We start from the raw sequence: 18,231 nt of genomic DNA, 5'->3' as shown, positions 1-18,231 counted from the left end.
AAATAGTCAAAAAAAACGCGTCGACTACGCAATCATAAGAATCACGCCTATAAAAATTTGCCTCGAGGGCTTGGCACAAGCACCCAAGTCCCCTGCTCGCCCCCTACAGGTTGGCCAGCAGCCCCGTCACGGCATCGTTGAGAACGCTCCTATCCGAAATATTTTTATTCAGCACCCGTAGCCCGTAGTAGCCCGCCAAGAAGCCTCGGGCCATTTCGACGGCCGAGATCGTCGTGCCGAATTCGCCATTCTTCTGCCCTTCGGTAAAAGCCGAGACCAAGGCCGTCTCCAGGCGTTGGCGGTATTCGGTGTTCAGCGTCGCGACGACCTCATCCTTGCTGCCACGCTCGAGCGCGGAGAACAGCACCATGGCCTCATGCTGCTCGGCCTGCGCCAGGTCCTCAGCCACGCCCCAGAGCAGGAGCGTACGCAGGCGGTCCCTGACCGAACCCGCTTGCATCAAGATGGTCAGCTGGGCTTGCATGCTCTTTTCGTGGCTGCGCAAAAGGGCCTGCTCATAAAGCGCCTGCTTATTGCCAAAGGCGTTATACAGGCTGCCCCGCCCGAGGCCGGTACTGTCGCAGAGGTCCTGCGCCGAGGTCCCGGCGAATCCATTCTCGCTGAAGACCCCAACCGCGGCATCAATAATTTCTTCGTCTTCGAATTGCCGAGGGCGCCCCTGGCTGGGCGATTTTTCCTTGCTCATGCGTCGAGTGCAGCTGAAGCGTTCAGTGCGCAAAGATAGCAGTTTTGGAACAAATAGTCCAATAAGGCAGCCGCCGACACCTATTGCACAGAACGATGAAGTAGAATTCAAATATCACCATAAATCATGAATTTAATTCATATACCATGCTAGACCGCATCCATCTATCCATCGTGCAAGAAGTGGAAAAACAAGGTTCGTTGACCGCCGCCGCAGGCGTCCTGCACGTAACGCAGTCGGCCCTAAGCCACAGCATGAAGAAGTTGGAGCAGCAGCTGGGCACCGACATCTGGCTGCGCGAAGGCCGCAGCCTGCGGCTCACGCAGGCCGGTCAATACCTGTTGGCGGTGGCCAACCGGGTGCTGCCGCAGCTGAATCTGGCCGAGGAGCGCCTGCGTCAGTTCGCCCAGGGAGAGCGCGGATCGCTGCGCATCGGCATGGAGTGCCATCCCTGCTATCAGTGGCTGCTGAAGATCGTTTCCCCGTATCTGGCCGCGTGGCCGGATGTGGACGTGGATGTGAAGCAGAAATTCCAGTTCGGTGGCATCGGAGCGCTGTTCGGCTACGAAATCGATCTGCTGGTCACACCCGATCCGCTAAATAAGCCAGGGCTCGTGTTCGAGCCTGTGTTCGACTATGAACAAGTGCTGGTCGTCGCGGGCAACCACCCGCTCGCCAAGGAGGAGTACGTCACGCCCAAGCAGCTCGGCAACGAGGTGCTGGTGGCCTATCCGGTGCCGGTCGACAGGCTCGACATCTACAGCATGTTCCTGACGCCGGCCGGCATTACGCCGAAGCGCCACAAGGCCATCGAGACGACGGACATCATGCTGCAAATGGTCGCCAGCGGCCGCGGGGTGGCGGCGTTGCCGCGCTGGCTGGTGCTGGAGTACGCGGATGCAATGAACGTGGTGCCTGTCCGGCTGGGCAAGAAAGGCATTGCCAAGCACATCTATCTGGGCGCTCGCGAGGTGGACGTCGATATCGATTACCTGCGTGCGTTTATCGCGCAGGCGAAACGGCCAGCCCTGGCTTGATGCAACGCGGTCAAGTGCAGGGCGCCAAATTTGCAAGCAGATCGGCATGCCGCACAACTCATGAACTGAACTAATGGTTTCATGAGATCAATTCACTTTTTTTCATGGATGGTCCAACCTATACTGCGCCCCCTACGTCGTCGATAAAGACTGCCAAATAAAACCAGAAGAATTTGAGCAGCGCTGAAAAGCAATGAATGGACGCGGGTTTATTTCAGGAATCAGGGCAGCAGATCAACATGAGCAACGAGTTCACATTTGCCATCAAGAGCATTTGTTTCGACGAAGACTATCGTCCTTCGGACAATACGCGGATCACCACCAATTTTGCCAATCTCGCCAGGGGCGCTAGCCGCCAGGAGAATCTGCGCAATACGCTGCGGATGATTGACAACCGTTTCAATGCCCTGGCGCATTGGGACAATCCCAAGGGCGACCGCTATACCGTCAATCTTGAAATCATCTCCGTCGAGATGAGCATTGACGGCGCAGGCAACGGCAGCGCCCTGCCCTTGATTGAAGTGCTGAAGACCAGCATTTTCGATCGGAAGACCAACGAGCGCATCGAGGGCATAGTAGGAAATAATTTTTCCTCCTATGTTCGGGACTATGACTTCAGCGTGCTGCTGCTGGAGCACACCAAGAATCAAGCCGCGTTCAGCACACCGGAGAATTTTGGGGACCTGCATGGAAAGCTGTTCAAGGCCTTCGTGAATTCAAGCACTTACAAAGAGCATTTCAGCAAGCCGCCCGTGATCTGCCTGAGCGTGTCGAGCAGCAAGACCTATCACCGCACTGAAAACCGGCATCCCGTGCTGGGCGTGGAATACCTGCAGGATGAGTACTCGCTGACTGACGAATACTTCAAGAAGATGGGAATGAAGGTCCGCTACTTCATGCCGCCCAACAGCGCCGCGCCCCTGGCTTTCTATTTTTCCGGCGATCTGCTGGGCGATTACTCCAATCTTGAGCTGATCAGCACGATCAGCACGATGGACACCTTCCAAAAGATCTACCGGCCGGAGATCTACAACGCGAACTCCGCGGCGGGAAAGTCCTATCAGCCCAGCCTGAAACACCAGGATTATTCGTTGACCCGGATTGTCTATGACCGAGAGGAACGTAGCCGGCTGGCTATCGAGCAGGGACGGTTTGTTGAAGAGCACTTCATCAAGCCGTACCAGGCGATTCTTGAGCAGTGGTCCGCCAACAACCCTCTTTGATCAATCAGAAAAACCAAGGCATCTATTGTGAAGAAATTGTTCCCCACCTCGACCGCCGGCAGCCTGCCCAAGCCCTCCTGGCTGGCAGAACCCGAGAAGCTCTGGTCGCCCTGGAAACTGCAGGACGAGGGCCTGGCCGAGGGCAAGCAAGACGCTCTGCGTCTGTCTCTGCAGGAACAGCAGCACGCGGGCATCGATATCGTCAGCGATGGCGAACAAACGCGTCAGCACTTCGTGACCACGTTTATCGAGCACCTGGAAGGCGTCGATTTCGAGAACCGCAAGACCGTCAGAATTCGCGATCGCTACGATGCGAGCGTGCCGACGGTGGTGGGCGCCGTGGCGCGCCGCAAGCCGGTGTTCGTCGACGACGCCAGGTTCTTGCGCCAGCAGACCGGGCAGCCGATCAAATGGGCCTTGCCAGGCCCGATGACGATGATCGACACGCTGTATGACGCCCACTATCGAAGCCGCGAAAAGCTGGCTTGGGAATTCGCCAAGATTCTCAATCAGGAAGCCAAGGAACTGGAGGCCGCCGGCGTCGACATCATCCAGTTTGACGAGCCTGCATTCAATGTGTTCTTCGACGAAGTGAATGACTGGGGCGTAGCCACGCTGGAACGCGCCATTGAAGGGCTCAAGTGCGAAACCGCTGTCCACATCTGCTACGGCTACGGCATCAAGGCCAATACGGATTGGAAGAAGACGCTGGGATCGGAGTGGCGGCAGTATGAAGAGGCATTCCCCAAGCTGCAAAAGTCCAGCATCGATATCGTCTCGCTGGAATGCCAGAACTCCCGCGTTCCGATGGATCTGATCGAGCTCATCCGGGGCAAGAAGGTCATGGTGGGCGCCATCGACGTGGCCACCAACACCATTGAAACCCCGGAGGAAGTCGCCGACACGCTGCGCAAGGCACTTCAGTTCGTGGATGCCGACAAGCTCTACCCTTGCACGAACTGCGGCATGGCTCCGCTGTCTCGTGCTGTCGCGAGAGGCAAGCTGAGCGCGTTGAGCGCCGGCGCGGAAATCGTCCGCAAGGAACTCTCGAACTGATTCAAAGGCGGGAAATAGTCGTCGCGAGCTGCCCGCGACGACCACGCGCGCGCAATAGACCTCAATATGTCACTTTCCAGCACTGCGATCGAGCCGTTGCGCTTTCGCGAAGTTCTCGGGCACTACGCGTCCGGCATTACCATCATCACGACGCAGTTCGATGACGAGCCGATAGGCTTCACCTGCCAGTCGTTCCACAGCGTGTCGATGAGTCCGCCGCTGGTGTCGTTCAACGTGATGTCCAGCTCAGGCAGCTATCCCAAGATCCGCCGCGCCGGTCGCTTCGCAGTCAATATCCTGTCGGACGAACAAGTCAGGATTTCCAACCAGTTCGCTCGGCGAGGCACGGACAAATGGCATGAAGTCCAATGGCGGGAGTCGCCGCTAGGCAATCCGATCATTGCCGGCAGCCTGCACTGGCTCGATTGCGAAATCTATGCCGAACACGCCGCCGGCGATCATCTGATCGTGATCGGTGAAGTGAAGGCGTTGAACCTGCAAGAAGCTGCCGCTACGCAGCCATTGCTGTACTACAAAGGCCAGTATCGCAACATCGCCGAGCATTGCGAGGCTTGACGGTTTAATCAGGGCGTCACCTGATAGCCGCGTTGCTGCATACAACTGGCATAGGTGGACGCAGCGGCCGCATTGGCCTGCGACTGGGCGGCCCGGTCCTGCCGGCGTTCCTGCCGTTGCCGCGAACCGCCTACCACCGCCCCGGCCACCGCGGCGTCTTTCGCCTGGTTCTGCCGGTATTGCTGCTTGACGTCGTCGTCCAGGCGGTCATAGACCTCCTCATGCTGCCGGCCGCGCGCGCCGGCCACCGCCGCACCCGCCGCCGCCCCGGCAGCCGCGCCGCGCACGCGCCCGCCGGATCGGGGACTTTCCGGCGTGGCGCTGGCCCCATTGCCGGCCAGCGCCTGGCACGCGGCGCTGTCTTGCTGGGTGGTTGCGGGAGACTGCCCTTTGAGCGGCGTCGCCGTCTGGGCCGTGGCGCCCAGGCAGAACAGGGCGAGCAAGGGAACTGCGCAATACATGGACGTTTTCATGAAAAACTCCATTGAATCGAGAACCCGGATGATTGGAGTTTAGCTTGATGGCGGGTGATGGGTTACGCGCGGTGGAGGGTTCGGTTCTTGTCCGTGTGTTGCCGCGCTGCACCCATCCTACGACGCCCCGGCGGCGCCGTCTGGATGGTATCTACACTCAACTCCGGCCCGCCACCTGCGCATACCGCCCCGCGATCCCGCCCGCCGCCTGGCGCATCCGCTCCACCACCATCCCGAACCTCTCCACCGCCAGCCGTTCGGCCATCGCCGTCACCGTAATCGCTCCCAATGCTTCCTGTTTCCCCGACAGGATCGGCACCGCCACCGCGCTGGTGCCCGGCATCAGCCCTGCCGGCGCATGCGCCAGCCCTTCTTTCCGGGCCTTTTCCACCCGCGCGATCACATCCTCCACGCGTTCGCCCAACACCTCCAGGCGCGCGGCATTGCTGCGCACCAGGATGACGCTCTCGTCGGCGTCCAGGCTCGCCAGCAGCGCCACGCCCGACACGCCCACTCCCAGCGGGCGTCTCACCCCCACTTCGATGGACAACACCTGGATCGGATGCCGCCCGGTCCGCCTGCCTATGCATATCGAGTCGTGTCCGTGGCGGATACTGAGAAACACCGTATCCCCGACCTGATCCGCCAGTTCCGACAGATATGGGTCGGCCAGCGTCAATAGCGGAAAGCGCCGCGTGCGCGCCAGCCCCAGCAGGGTGACTTCCTGTCCGATCAGATACCGGCGCGTTTCCGGGTCCTGTTCGACCGCCTCCTCTTGCACCAGGGTCTTCAGCAGCCGATGCACGGTCGGACGGTTCAGGCCGGACATGCGTTCCAGGTCCACCAGGCGCACGCCCCGTTCCTGGCCGCACGCAATCAGCCGCAGCAGCGCCAAGGCGCGGCGCACGGTCTGGGCGCCGGAGGCGTTCTTGTCCTCGGCGTCGCTCATGCGGCCTCCGGCTTCATGACGGATTTGGGGGTTTGCGCGATGCCGCGCTTGGTGACGATGGGGCCGAGCGTTGCATAGTTGGGGCCGCCGATGCGGCAGATCGGCCGCAGCAACCGGGTATCGATCTTGCCGTCCTGCATCAAGCCGTCGCGGATGTGGAACATGACGACTTCGCCCACGAAGAATTCGGCGCCGGTGGCTCCGAAGGGCGTGACGCTGTGCAGCCGGCATTCCAGGCTGATGGGCGCGGCGGCCAGGCGGGGCGTCGGGATGGCGGCGCCGGGAAGCACCTGCAGGCCCAGCAGTTCGGCTTCGCTAACTTCGGCCGGATGTTCCTGGGCGCTTTCATGGAGCGGATCGAGGAGCGTCTCGTCGGCGATGTTCACGACGAAGTGGCCGTTGGCCATGATGTTGCAGCCGGTGTCTTTGCGCTGCCCGGCCTTTCTGCCGATGTTGACGCCGATCATGGGCGGCTGGTTGGAAACGAAGGTGTAGCAGCTGAAGGGAGCCAGGTTGACGCCGCCGTTGGCGTTGACGCTGCTGATCCAGGCGATGGGCCGCGGAACGACGATGCCGCTCATCAGGCGGTAGGTCTGTTCGGGGTTCAGGTCGGTTGCGGGGAAATGCATGCTGTCTCGCTCCGTAGTCCGGATATTGAACATCAGAATTTGGACTCTTTCATGCGCATACAGTGCGCCTAGCCTTATTTTCCGGCGTAGACCGCACAAGCCGGAACATGCCTGCGGAAGCTCTATCTCAAATTAGTCCAATATTCGGAACTTTTCTTCAAATTGGCGTTGTCCGGCATGGCGGGAATTCCTAGAGTGTCATCAAACAAGCAAAACGCGATGACACGCACAGGAGACTGACCATGAACCGCAACGCGCTGCGCGCCTGCGCCACTGTGGCGCTGACCGTCCTTACCTCGATGGCCCATGCCGCCTGGCCCGACAAGCCCGTGAAGATCGTCGTGCCCTACCCGCCCGGCGGCAATGTGGACGTGGCGGCGCGGCTAATTGCGCCGGGGCTGCAGGAGGCGCTGGGCCAGCCCTTCATCGTCGAAAACAAGCCCGGCGCGGGCGGCATGATCGCCGGAGAACAGGTGGCCCGCTCGGCCCCGGACGGGTACACGCTGTTCATGGCCGCGAATGGTCCGCTGCTGTTTTCGCCGCTGATTTTCAAGCGCGACGCATATAGGTGGGATCGGGATTTTGCGCCTATCAGTTCGGTTTCGTTCACGCCGCTGGTGCTGCAGGTGCGGCCCGAGTTGAAGGTGAGGAACCTGGGAGAGCTGTTGGCGCTGGCGAAGAAGGAGCCGGGTAAGCTGAACATGGCGTCGCCGGGCGCCGGCACGACCAACCATCTGGTGAGTGAGCTGCTGCAGTCGCTAACCGGCGCGCGCTGGACGACGGCGCAATACAAGGGGAACGCGCCGGCCACGACGGACCTGCTGGGTGGCCAGGTGGATTTCAATTTCGATCAGATTTCGGTGGCGCTGCCTTACGTGACGGACGGGCGGCTGCGGGCGCTGGCGGTCACGACCGCCGAGCGCGTGCCGTCGATGCCCGACGTTCCCACGTTCGCGGAAGCCGGCGTGCAGGGCATGGAGGCGTCCACTTTCACCGGACTGCTGGCGCCGAAGGGCACGCCGCCCGAGGTCCTGGACAAGTTGAGCGCGGCGCTGGGCAAGATTCTGGCGCAGCCGGCAATCATCCAGCGTTTCGACGAGCTGGGCGCGCAGGCGCGCGGCAGTTCGCCCGAGGAATTCACGCGTTACCTGGCCGCGGAAGACGCGCGCTGGACGCCGATCATCAAGCGCGCCGGCATTACGGCGAATTGAATCCGGACGCGCCCGCGACGCGGCGCGCCTTTCCCTTACCTTCCCGATACGGAATCCGCCATGAGCAGACGCAGCATCTATGCCGAAGGCTTCAGCCACAAGAATCCCATTCCCGCCGCCTGCCGGATCGGCCCCATGCTGTATTCCGGCAGCATCCAGGGCACCGACCCGGCGACGGGCGCTTACGGCGCATCGCTGGAACGCCAGTGCGAACTGATGTTCGATCACGTGCGCCGCATCGTGGAAGCAGGCGGGGGCACACTGGGCCACATCGCCAAGATGACAGTGTGGATGCGCGACCGCAGCCAGCGCGCGGCGCTGAACGCGGCGTGGCTGCAGGCGTTTCCGGATGCGCAGGATCGCCCGGCGCGCCACACCATGCAGGCGGATCTGGATGGCGACAAACTCATCGAGTGCGATTTCGTCGCGGTGATCGGATAAGGGAACCGGCGATGACGCAATACCAACACTTCCATACCCATCCGACCGCGCCGGCGTATCGCTTGCCGCCGGGTTCGTGCGACAGCCAGTTTCATGTATTCGGGCCGGCGGACCGCTATCCGGTGCGTCCGGGCGCGGCGTATGAAATGCCTGACGCAACGATCGAGACGGCGCTGGGCCTGCACCGGCTGCTCGGCATCGAGCGCGGCGTGATCGTGCAGGCCACCACATATGGCGCCGACCATCAGGTCGTGCTGGACGGTCTCGCCGCGGCCGGCCCGTCGTACCGCGGCTGCGCGAATGCGGTGGTGCTGGCCGAACGCGATGACGCGTACATCCAGAAGCTGCACGACGCGGGCGTGCGCGGCGCGCGCTTCACGCGCCAGGGGCTGGGCATCAGCATGGCGCCGGCCGTGTTCGACCGCGCCATCGCGCGCATCCGCGAGCTGGGCTGGTACGCCAAGTTCCAGCCGGAGCCCGACGGCATGATGGCGCAGATGGAGCAGTTCGAAGCGCTGGACATCCCGGTGCTGCTGGACCACATGGGCCGCGCCGATCCGGGCGCGGGCGCGGCCGATCCCACGCGGCGCAGCCTGGAATCGCTGCTGGCCCGCGGCAATTTCTGGGTGATGCTGTCCTTGACGGAGAAGCTGTCGCGCACGGGAGAGCCCTGGGACGACGTGATTCCGCTGGCCCAGGCGCTGATCGCCGCGAACCCCGATCGCGTGATCTGGGGCAGCGACTGGCCGCATCCGGTGTCGGTCAAGGCGACGCCGGACGAGGGCAGGCTGCTGGACCAGTTGGCGCGCTACGCAGGCGATGACGCCACGCTCAGGAAGATTCTGGTCGACAACCCCGCGCGCCTTTTTGGATTCGACGAATGAAACTGCTCAGCTTCACCCATGAAGGCCGCGCGCGCTTTGGCGCCCTGCGCGGCCAGGACGAGATTGTTGCGCTCGATGGCCAGGGCCACGACAGCCTGCGCGCCGCGCTGGAAGCAGGCGCCCTGCCCGCCCTGGCGCGCCTGGCCGGCTCGCTGCCGGTCACGCACCGGCTGAGTCAGGTGCGCCTGCTGCCGCCGGTTCCCGCGCCCGAGAAGATCATCTGCGTGGGCGTGAACTACGGCAAACGCAACGAGGAGTACCAGGACGGCAGCGCGCCGCCCGCCTATCCCAGCGTGTTCCCGCGCTTTCCGGGCTCTTTCGTGGGGCACGGCGAGCCCTTGCTGCGCCCGCCGGAGTCCGGGCAGCTCGACTACGAGGGCGAAATCGCTATCGTCATCGGCAAGACCGGCCGGCGCATCGCCGCGCAAGACGCCTGGAGTCACATCGCCGGCCTGACCTGCCTGAACGAAGGCACGGTGCGCGACTGGGTCAGGCACGGCAAATTCAACGTGACCCAGGGCAAGAACTTCGACGCCAGCGGTTCGATGGGTCCATGGATGGTGACGGCCGACGAGTTCGACCCCGCCGCACCGCTGACGGTGCGCACGCGCGTCAACGGCGAGCTGCGCCAGCAGGACTCCACCGACAACCTGATGTTCCCCTTCGCCGAACTGATTCGCTATATCTCCATCTGGACCACGCTCAAGCCGGGCGACGTCATCTCCACCGGCACCCCTATCGGCGCCGGCGTGCGCTTCACGCCGCCGCGCTTCCTGAAGCCGGGCGACGTGGTCGAGGTGGAAGTGGCCGGCATCGGCATCCTGTCCAACCCTGTGGCTGACGAGTCGGCCGCGCCCGCGCAAGGAACCCGCCATGCTCAATGAAGACGACCGCATCCGCGCCGCCAGCCTCCTGCTGGAGGCGGAACGCAGCGGCGTACCCACCACGCAACTCGACCAGGTTTTTCCAGGCATCGAGATCGCCGACGCCTATGCGATCCAGAAGCGCATCATCGACCAGAAACTCGCCGCGGGGGCCAGGTTGCGCGGCCACAAGATCGGCCTGACTTCCAAGGCGATGCAAAGCACGGTCGGCATCGACGAGCCGGACTACGGGCATTTGCTGGACACGATGTTCTATCAGGACGGCGAGACCATTCCCACCGCCAGGCTGATCGTGCCCCGCGTGGAGGTGGAACTGGCTTTCGTGCTGGGCAAGCCGCTGCAGGGTCCCGACGTGAGCCTGTTCGACGTGCTGGACGCCACCGACTATGTGGTGCCGGCGCTGGAACTGATAGACGGACGCAGCAAGTATCCGCGCCGCATCGTCGACAACATCGCCGACAACGCCGCCTGCGCCGGCATCGTGCTGGGCGGCCGGCCCGTGCGGCCGCTGGACATCGACCTGCGATGGGTGGGCGCCCTGCTCCTGAAAAACGGCGTGATCGAGGAATCGGGCGTGTCCGCCGCCGTGCTGGGACACCCGGCGCTGGGCATCGCCTGGCTGGCCAACAAGCTGGCCCAGCACGATACCGGCCTGGCCGCCGGCCAGATCGTGCTGGCCGGGTCGTTCACCCGCACGGTGGCGGTCAAGAGCGGCGACACGCTACATGCCGACTACGGCAAGCTGGGCAGCATCTCGGTCCATTTTTCCTAGGACGCCGCATGGAACTTCCCGTCAATCCCTTCAAGCGCGCGCTGCGCGAACAACGCCACCAGACCGGCCTGTGGGTCACGCTCGGGCATCCGAACAGCACCGAGCTGGTTGCCGCCAGCGGCTTCGACTGGCTGCTGCTCGATACCGAACACACGCCGGCGCTGCTGCCGACGGTAATGGCCCAATTGCAGGCCGCGGCCGCCTATCGCAGCCATCCCGTCGTGCGGCCGTCGTGGAACGACAAGGTCCAGATCAAGCAATACCTGGACATCGGCGCGCAGACCCTGCTGCTGCCCTATGTGCAGAACGCGGCCGAAGCCGAGAGCGCGGTGGCCGGCATGCGCTACGCGCCGCGCGGCGTGCGGGGCGTCAGCGGCACCATGCGCGCCACGCGTTATGGCCGGGTGCCCGACTATATGCGCCGCTGCGAGGACGAGCTGTGCCTCCTGGTGCAGGCGGAGACCGGCGAGGCGCTGGAGAACCTGGACGCCATTATCGCGGTGGACGGTGTGGACGGCGTCTTCATCGGGCCGGCGGACCTGGCCGCCAGCCTGGGCTATCCCGGAGAACCGCAGCATCCGAAGGTGGTCGCCGAGGTCGAACGCGCCATCGGGCGGGTACGCGCGGCCGGCAAGGCGCCCGGCGTGCTGACGCCGGACGAGACGCTGGCGCGGCGGTACATGGCCGCGGGAAGTTTATACACGGCGGTGGGCGTGGATGCGGCGATCCTGGCGCGGCACTGCGACCAGCTCGCGGCGCGGTTCGCTGCCGCCCCTGGCTAGCACACCTGCCCTCATTTCACCGCCGCATTCCCGCCGTCCGCGAACAAGGCGGAACCCGTGACGAAACTCGCCATGGAACTCGCCAGAAACAAGGCGGCCGAAGCAATCTCCTCGGGACGGGCGATCCGCTTCATCGCGTGCAGTCCCGCCGCCCATTCCTTCTGCGCGCTGTCGCCCGCCATCGCCGTGTCCACGCCGCCGGGCAGGAGCGCGTTGGCCCTGATGCCCTTGTCGCCATAGTCAGCGGCGATGCCTTTGACCAGTCCCATCAGCCCCGCTTTGGCGGCCGCATAGGCCGCCATGCCGGGCAGTCCCACGCTGGTGCCGACAAAGCTGGACGTGAAAATGATCGCTCCGCCCTTGCGCTCGAGCATGGCGGGGATCTGATGCGCGCTGCCCAGAAACGCCGAATGCAGGTTCGCCGCTATCGTCGTTTGCCAGTCGGCAAAGGCAATATCGGCCAGCGGCGCTATGGGTCCGGTGGCGCCGGCGTTGTTGAACGCGATATCGAGGCCGCCGAATTCCGCGACCGCCGCTGAGACCAAGCGTCTGTGGGTCTCGGGCCGGCAGGCGTCGCCGGCGACCACGCTCGCCTTTCCGTCCTGGCCGCGAATGCGCGCGGCCACCTCCTCCAACGCCGATTCACCCCTGGCGTTCAAGACGACGGCGGCGCCCTGCGCGCTGAACAAGAGCGCGGCGGCGCGCCCGATTCCCGACGATGCGCCCGTGATGATGGCGACTTTATCCTGCAGCAACCCCATGGCGGCGCTCCGATATGAATGGTGTATCTTCATTGTCCGGAGCGTTGGCCGAGACGGATATCCGGTTCTTGCGGCCCGTTCGACGCTCTCCCTGCAAGCCGCACGCGGAAACCCCATGCGCAACCGCCCCGATCCATTCGTCCCGCCGAAACGGCGACAGCCCGCACGCCAGAACTCGCTCCTCTGGACTCTCGAACCCCTGGAGCGCGACGCCAATTACGCCCACCGCAAGATGTTCGGCTGCGACGCGGCCTACCTGGATGAGGCGCTGTACCTGGTGGCCGCGGACCGCGACGATCCGTGGAGCGGCATTCTGGTGTGCACGTCGAAAGAACGGCACGCGGCGCTGATGGCCGAGCTGCCAGCCCTGCAGCCGCATCCCGTGCTGGGCAAGTGGCTGTACCTGCCGCAGACGGACGAGTCTTTCGAGGCGATCGCGCAGAAGCTGGTCGGGCTTGCGCTGGCGCGCGATCCGCGGCTGGGGGTGATACCCAAGCCGCGATCGCGGCGGCGTAGCGCCTGGCGTAACGAGGAATAAAGGCAGCAGGTCTCTACAGATGGCGGTGGCTGCAAACCATGGGCTGCCCGGCAAGCGCCTCCATCAGCCCCGCCAGTCCGCGCGCGCTGCCGTCATCCAGGCCTTCGGTGCGGATCAGGCGAAAGCCCATCGCCAGGCTGTATTGCCAGTCCAGTTCCAGGATTCGGTAGTCGCGGCCATCTTGCGGGCAATGCCATTGCGCGGCCGGGTCTTCGTAGGCGGCGCCGATGAAGTCGACGTGCGAGTCGAACGGCGGCATGGACTCCAGCAGTTCGTCGGAGCCCGGCAGGCTGGGCTCGGAAAGGTTTTCGCCGACCGCCACGTGCGGCGCGGGGCCGTCATAAGCCAGCAGCATCAGCGGAAAATACCTGGGGTCGGCGTCATAGGCAGCGCGCGTGTCGGCGTTGAGGTACGGCCGCGCCGCCGGGCCCAGGCAGTATTGCGGGCTGTTCCAATCGCTGCCCTCGTTGTCCAGATACAGGTCGCCCGGCACGATACCGCGCTGGGATAGCAGCGCCAGCGCCTCTTCCATGGTGTCGTTATGGCGTATGGGCAGGTCCGCCGGCAGGTGTCCCGCCTGCACGTACATCGCGATCACGTCGCCCGTCGTGCGCAGGCCGTCCCGGTGCTGGTACGACCCTTCGTTCAGGCCGGCCAGGCCGAAGCTCAGGTTCAGCAATGCGCGATACGGGATGCGGTCGCCGCGCGGTTCGAGCACGTATCCCCCTTCCAGCAGCCTGGCTTCCAGCGCGCGCCAGTCCGGCGGCGGCAAATGCATATCGCGTGGGCAAAGAAACTGGTGGTGTTCGGACATGGACGACGCGTTCGTTCGAGGTTCGGGCGCGCCTTTTTAACATGGCGACGAGGACCTCGTCGGAACCGGGCGTCAATCCACCTTGGCGCCGGACCGTTCAACCAACGGCACCCATTTGGCGATATCCGCCTGGATGAACGCCGCCAGCCCGCTGGGCGGACCGTCGTGGAAGATCTCATAGCCCAGCGCCTGCAGGCGCCGGCGCTGTTCGTCGCCATCCATGACCTTGCGCGCGGCCGCGTTGATTCTGGCGACGACGTCGGGCGGGGTGCCGGCGGGCGCCATCAGGCCCAGGTCCACCGTGATGACGTAACCCGGCACGCCCTCCTCCATCATGGTGGGCACGTCCGGCAGCAGCGGCGACCGGGCTTGTCCGGTGACGGCCAGCGCGCGCAGCTTGCCTTCCTTGACCAGGCCGGACACGCTGGGGGTGTTGTAGAAGGCGAACGCGACTTCGTGCGCCATGATGGCGGCCACGCCCTGCGGCGCGCCGCGATAGGGAATGTGGGCGGCCTGGGCGCCGGTGATGGACAGCAGCAGTTCGGCCGACAGGTGGTGCGTGGTGCCATTGCCGCCGGAGGAATACATCAGCTTGCCCGGCTGGGCCTTCAAGGCGGCGACCAGTTCGCGCACCGAGCGGTACGGGCTGTCGGCCGGCACGATGAGGACGTTGGAACTGCCCGCCAGGTAGGCCACCGGGACGAAGTCCCTGGTGGGGTCGTAGGACAGTTTGGAGAACAGGCCCAGGTTGATGGCCCAGGTGTTGTTCGATCCCAGGACCAGCGTGTAGCCGTCGGGGGCCGATTTGGCCACATAGTTCATGGCGATCTGGCCGCCGCCGCCGGGCCGGTTCTCGACCACCACGGTCTGGCCCAGCAACTGGCTCAAGCCGGGCTGGACCGCGCGCGCCAGAATGTCGGCCGTGCTGCCCGCCGCCAGCGGCACGACCAGGGTGATGGGACGTTCGGGAAACGGCGCGGCGCCGGCCGGCATGGCGCCGAACCCCGCAAAGGCCAGGAGGGCCGCCAGTAGTGCTTTCATGATGCCTCCGCGGTGGTGCTTGCTGTGGAAACCATGCGGCATTGCATGATGCGAAGCAGCGTATCCGAGGTGGCCCGCCCGCAGAATAGGCGGGGTGCTATAGCGTCATGCCATCATGGCATGGCGGCTTCGCGGCGCAGCCGCTGCGATACCGAGCGGACCACGGCGACGAAGGCCTGGGCGGCGGGAGACAGCGGGTAGTTGGCCTGGCGCGCGATCGAGATCGGCCATTCCAGGCTGGGGTTGCGCAGCGCGATGCTTTTGATGCCGGCCGGCATCTGTCCGTGCGCGATCTGCGGCAGCATGGCCACGCCCATGCCGGCCTGGATCAGGCCTATCGCCGTGGACAGCAGCACGACGCGCTGTTCCACCCTTGGGTAGATGTCGGCGGCGATGAGGCGCCGGCTGATGCTGAGCCACGGCGGGGCTTCCGGATTGAGCTGGATGCACGGCAGTTCGGCCAGCACCTTGGCGTCGACCTCCTCGAAGCGGGCCAGCGGATGGTCGGCGCGCACGAAGAGCGCGACGCCGCGGTCCAGCAGCGGTTCGACCATGATGCGGGAGTCGTCGTCCGGCATGACGGCGCCCAGGCCGACGTCGGCCTCGTGCGAGAGCAGCCGGGTCCGGATCTGCTGCACCATGCAGTCGACCACGATCAGGTCGAGCTGGGGGTGGCGCTGATGGAATTCCATGAGCACGTGCGGCAGCAAGGTGGCGGCGGTGACGTGGCCGACCGCGACCATGACCTTGCCCAGCTTCAGTTCGGAATGTTCGCGGCTTTCCTGGATAGCGCTGTCGATGGCCAGGATGGCGCGCCGCGCCACGTCCGCCATGGCCTGGCCGTCGCGCGTGAGCGAGACCTCGCGGCCGCGCACGACCAGCGGCTGGCCGACCTCGGCTTCGAGCCGGCGGATCAGGTGGCTGACCGAGGGCTGCGACAGCCCCAGGCGTTCGCCGGCTGCAGTGAAGCTGGCGGTTTCGCCTATCGCGACGAGCGCGCGCAGCTGGCGCAGCGAGACGGATTCGACCGGATCTGACATGCCATGACGTCATGATGGAATAGTTTCCATACTATAGCTACATGCCCGAGCGCTCCCTAAGATGGGATTTCCCTAACCTGCGCACGGAACCGCAATGCCGCACTCCTCCTACGCCGCCGACCGCATGGGATCGGCCGTCGTCGAACCGTCGGGCCGCTTCGAAGCGGGCAGCCTGGCCTCGTTCACGCTGACCTATACCGCCGGCTATTTCGGCATCGACGACACCGGGTCGATCAAGATCGTGCACCGCTTCGCCAGCGACATGGGCAAGCCGCAGTTCGACCGGCCCGACGGCTGGAACTACACCACCGTGGAGGCTTCGAACGGCGCGGTGCTGCAGGTGGAGTACGACGGCAAGCGCAACATCCGGCCCTGGGACAAGACGCTGTTCATCCGGGTGGTGCGCGGCTATCTGGAGGAAGGCGACCGCATCGTGGTGCGTTTCGGCGACACGCGGCAGGGCTCGCCCGGCATGCGGGTGCAGACCTTCAGCGAACCGACCTTCGAGTTCAAGGTGCTGGTGGACGCCTTCGCCACCTACAACTACGTGGAGCTGGAGAACTCCCCCACCATCGCCGTGGTGGCCGGCCCGCCGGTCGCGTACAAGGCGATCCTGCCGAGCCAGGCGGCGGCCGGCGAGCCGTTCAGCCTCGGTTTCAAGGGCGAAGACAAGTGGGGCAACCCCAGCGACCGCGTTTCGGGCGAGTTCACGCTGCGCAGCAGCCTGCCGTTGCAGGGCCTGCCCGCCTCGTTCGCGATGCGCGAGGGCCAGCATGCGCTGCGGCTCGAAGGGCTGATGGCGCAGGCCCCCGGAGAACTGCGCATCGAGGTGCTGCGCGACGGGGTGCCGGTGGCGCACAGCACGCCGTGCCGGATCGTGCCGGCCGGCGACGGCAGGCGCGGTCATTACTGGGCTGATCTGCACGGACAGTCCGAGGAAACCATAGGCACGAATTCGGCGGAAGAGCTGATCCTGTTCGCGCGCGACCGCGCGTTTCTGGACGTCATGAGCCACCAGGGCAACGACTTCCAGATCACCACGCCGTTCTGGGAACACCTGAACGCGCTGACGGCCAAGTACAACCAGGACGGCGCGTTCATCATCTTTCCCGGCTACGAATGGTCGGGCAACACCGGTCTGGGCGGCGACCGCAACGTGCTGTATTTGCAGGAGGGCCGCCCCATCCACCGCTCCTCGCACGCGCTGATCGACGATCTGTCGGATCTGGCGCTGGACGCCAACGACGCCGACGCGCTGTTCGATGCGCTCAAGGACGAGGACGTGGTGGTGTTCGCCCACATCGGCGGGCGCTACGCCGACATCACGCGCTCGCACGACGCGCGGCTGGAACGCTCGATCGAGATCCATTCTGACTGGGGCACTTTCGAGTGGCTGCTGGAGGATGCGTTCCGGCTGGGCTACCGCGTGGGCATCCTGGCCAACAGCGACGGGCACAAGGGCCGGCATGGCGCCAGCCACCCCGGCGCGTCCCTGTTCGGCGCATACGGCGGCCTGAGCTGCCTGATCGCCGACCGGCTGACCCGCCAATCCATCGCCGAATGCCTGCGTCAGCGCCGCCATTACGCCACCACCGGCTGTCGCGCCTATCTGGACGTGCAGGCGCATTTCGAGCGGCCGGCGCGGCGCTATTCCGACGATCCCAAGCTGGGCGCGCCAGTGACGCTGGAGCCGGTCTCGCAAGCCGACATGGGCGCCATCCTGTCCTACGACGGCGACGCGCTGGAGTTCTCTTTCGAAGTGCTGACCCACGGCCCCATCGAACGCGTGGAGGTCCGCAACCGCATGGACGTGGTGCAGACGCTCACGCCTTACGACGAGGCCGCGCTGGGCAGCCGCATCCGCATCGTGTGGGAAGGATCGGAGTACCGCGGCCGCGGCCGGCAGACGGTGTGGGACGGCAGCGCCACGCTGGAAGGCAACGCCTTCGTGGATCCGCAGCCGATCAATTTCTGGAACCTGGACAAGACGCTGGAGCAGCCGCGGCCCGACATGCTGAGCTGGCGCTCGCTGACCACCGGCGGCTTCAGCGGCATCGACGTGCGACTGCGCGATCCGCAGGCCGGCGTGCTGAAGATCGACACGCCGGTCGTGCAGACCGAGATCGCCGTCGACCGGATCGGCCTGGAGCCGGTGGTGGTGGAGAACGGCGGCATCCGGCGCCGGCTGCAGGTCTATCGCCTGCCCGACGAAAATCCGGCGCGGCGCATGCAGGGGCGCGTTCGTGTGCCGCTGCACATGGGTCCCGACAATGCGGTGTACCTGCGCATCACCACCGAAGACGGGTTTTTCATTTACTCCAGCCCGATCTATGTGGAGCGCGTCTCGAACGTATCGGGAACGCGCGAAAAATAGCGATATCCGCCCTTCGGGCTTTTCTTTGCGACGAAACTAC

General features: G+C 64.7%; 20 protein-coding genes. 12 read left to right on the top strand and 8 right to left on the bottom strand.

From position 1 onward, the window contains the following. Positions 1-103 precede the first annotated feature (103 nt). The gene (locus AC1M14_RS11335) at positions 104-706 is read right to left on the bottom strand and encodes a TetR/AcrR family transcriptional regulator (RefSeq protein WP_479731595.1); all 603 of its coding nucleotides are present in this window, start codon (positions 704-706) and stop codon (positions 104-106) included. A gap of 146 nt (positions 707-852) precedes the next feature. On the opposite strand from AC1M14_RS11335, the gene AC1M14_RS11330 reads away from it, so the two are divergent. The 4 genes from AC1M14_RS11330 to AC1M14_RS11315 all read left to right on the top strand — a co-directional run bounded on the left by AC1M14_RS11330 (position 853) and on the right by AC1M14_RS11315 (position 4,598). Next, the gene (locus AC1M14_RS11330; RefSeq protein ID WP_479731594.1) at positions 853-1,743 is read left to right on the top strand and encodes a LysR substrate-binding domain-containing protein; all 891 of its coding nucleotides are present in this window, start codon (positions 853-855) and stop codon (positions 1,741-1,743) included. Between the two features lie 239 nt (positions 1,744-1,982). Then, entirely contained in the window at positions 1,983-2,966 is a 984-nt protein-coding gene (locus AC1M14_RS11325; protein WP_102771989.1) for a DUF1852 domain-containing protein, read from the top strand. 27 nt (positions 2,967-2,993) lie between these two features. After that, positions 2,994-4,022 carry a methionine synthase gene (locus AC1M14_RS11320; protein ID WP_479731593.1) on the top strand — a complete coding sequence of 343 codons (1,029 nt, stop codon included), beginning with the start codon at positions 2,994-2,996 and terminating at the stop codon, positions 4,020-4,022. Positions 4,023-4,088: 66 nt separating this feature from the next. After that, positions 4,089-4,598: a flavin reductase family protein gene (locus AC1M14_RS11315; protein ID WP_479731592.1), complete on the top strand. Its 510-nt coding sequence runs from the start codon at positions 4,089-4,091 to the stop codon at positions 4,596-4,598. 8 nt (positions 4,599-4,606) lie between these two features. Here the strand turns inward: AC1M14_RS11315 and AC1M14_RS11310 are convergent, their stop codons facing one another. From AC1M14_RS11310 to AC1M14_RS11300, 3 genes are all read right to left on the bottom strand, one after another. Then, positions 4,607-5,071 carry a YMGG-like glycine zipper-containing protein gene (locus AC1M14_RS11310; RefSeq protein ID WP_247747792.1) on the bottom strand — a complete coding sequence of 155 codons (465 nt, stop codon included), beginning with the start codon at positions 5,069-5,071 and terminating at the stop codon, positions 4,607-4,609. Positions 5,072-5,228: 157 nt separating this feature from the next. Next, entirely contained in the window at positions 5,229-6,020 is a 792-nt protein-coding gene (locus AC1M14_RS11305) for an IclR family transcriptional regulator (protein ID WP_479731591.1), read from the bottom strand. After that, positions 6,017-6,649, bottom strand: coding sequence for a flavin reductase family protein (locus tag AC1M14_RS11300; RefSeq protein WP_102771994.1), 633 nt, complete (start codon positions 6,647-6,649; stop codon positions 6,017-6,019). The genes AC1M14_RS11305 and AC1M14_RS11300 overlap by 4 nt, the downstream gene beginning before the upstream one ends. A gap of 242 nt (positions 6,650-6,891) precedes the next feature. Here AC1M14_RS11300 and AC1M14_RS11295 point away from each other — a divergent pair, with 242 nt between their 5' ends. Genes AC1M14_RS11295 through AC1M14_RS11270 form a run of 6 tightly spaced genes read left to right on the top strand, consistent with a single transcriptional unit; the run spans position 6,892 to position 11,623 of the window. Continuing rightward, positions 6,892-7,860, top strand: a complete 969-nt coding sequence (locus AC1M14_RS11295; protein ID WP_479731590.1) for a Bug family tripartite tricarboxylate transporter substrate binding protein — start codon at positions 6,892-6,894, stop codon at positions 7,858-7,860. Between the two features lie 60 nt (positions 7,861-7,920). After that, positions 7,921-8,301 carry a RidA family protein gene (locus AC1M14_RS11290; protein ID WP_102771996.1) on the top strand — a complete coding sequence of 127 codons (381 nt, stop codon included), beginning with the start codon at positions 7,921-7,923 and terminating at the stop codon, positions 8,299-8,301. An 11-nt stretch (positions 8,302-8,312) separates the two neighbouring features. Beyond that, complete coding sequence (locus AC1M14_RS11285) at positions 8,313-9,185, top strand: amidohydrolase family protein (protein ID WP_102771997.1); 873 nt, start codon at positions 8,313-8,315, stop codon at positions 9,183-9,185. Then, positions 9,182-10,069, top strand: coding sequence for a fumarylacetoacetate hydrolase family protein (locus AC1M14_RS11280; RefSeq protein ID WP_111824869.1), 888 nt, complete (start codon positions 9,182-9,184; stop codon positions 10,067-10,069). The genes AC1M14_RS11285 and AC1M14_RS11280 overlap by 4 nt, the downstream gene beginning before the upstream one ends. Beyond that, positions 10,059-10,841: a 2-oxo-hept-4-ene-1,7-dioate hydratase gene (gene hpaH, locus AC1M14_RS11275; protein ID WP_102771999.1), complete on the top strand. Its 783-nt coding sequence runs from the start codon at positions 10,059-10,061 to the stop codon at positions 10,839-10,841. Before AC1M14_RS11280 ends, hpaH begins: the two co-directional genes overlap by 11 nt. A gap of 8 nt (positions 10,842-10,849) precedes the next feature. Continuing rightward, positions 10,850-11,623 carry an HpcH/HpaI aldolase family protein gene (locus tag AC1M14_RS11270; protein ID WP_111824867.1) on the top strand — a complete coding sequence of 258 codons (774 nt, stop codon included), beginning with the start codon at positions 10,850-10,852 and terminating at the stop codon, positions 11,621-11,623. 11 nt (positions 11,624-11,634) lie between these two features. Here the strand turns inward: AC1M14_RS11270 and AC1M14_RS11265 are convergent, their stop codons facing one another. Continuing rightward, entirely contained in the window at positions 11,635-12,384 is a 750-nt protein-coding gene (locus AC1M14_RS11265; protein ID WP_479731589.1) for an SDR family oxidoreductase, read from the bottom strand. A gap of 115 nt (positions 12,385-12,499) precedes the next feature. Here AC1M14_RS11265 and AC1M14_RS11260 point away from each other — a divergent pair, with 115 nt between their 5' ends. Next, on the top strand, positions 12,500-12,922 hold the full coding sequence (locus AC1M14_RS11260) for a hypothetical protein (RefSeq protein WP_479731588.1): 423 nt from the start codon (positions 12,500-12,502) through the stop codon (positions 12,920-12,922). 13 nt (positions 12,923-12,935) lie between these two features. Here AC1M14_RS11260 and AC1M14_RS11255 read toward each other — a convergent pair whose 3' ends face one another. From AC1M14_RS11255 to AC1M14_RS11245, 3 genes are all read right to left on the bottom strand, one after another. After that, complete coding sequence (locus AC1M14_RS11255; RefSeq protein WP_479731587.1) at positions 12,936-13,700, bottom strand: hypothetical protein; 765 nt, start codon at positions 13,698-13,700, stop codon at positions 12,936-12,938. 108 nt (positions 13,701-13,808) lie between these two features. Then, positions 13,809-14,777 (bottom strand): Bug family tripartite tricarboxylate transporter substrate binding protein, encoded by a 969-nt coding sequence (locus AC1M14_RS11250; RefSeq protein ID WP_479731586.1) that lies wholly within the window; start codon positions 14,775-14,777, stop codon positions 13,809-13,811. 113 nt (positions 14,778-14,890) lie between these two features. Further along, complete coding sequence (locus AC1M14_RS11245) at positions 14,891-15,817, bottom strand: LysR family transcriptional regulator (protein ID WP_102772004.1); 927 nt, start codon at positions 15,815-15,817, stop codon at positions 14,891-14,893. A gap of 94 nt (positions 15,818-15,911) precedes the next feature. Between AC1M14_RS11245 and AC1M14_RS11240 the strand changes: the two genes are divergently transcribed. Next, positions 15,912-18,191: a DUF3604 domain-containing protein gene (locus tag AC1M14_RS11240; RefSeq protein WP_479731585.1), complete on the top strand. Its 2,280-nt coding sequence runs from the start codon at positions 15,912-15,914 to the stop codon at positions 18,189-18,191. Positions 18,192-18,231 lie beyond the last annotated feature (40 nt).

It is taken from the genome of Achromobacter sp. SX5 (assembly GCF_056711425.1).
Note: the sequence above shows the minus strand (reverse complement) of the source record. Positions and strands in the feature narration are given on the sequence as shown.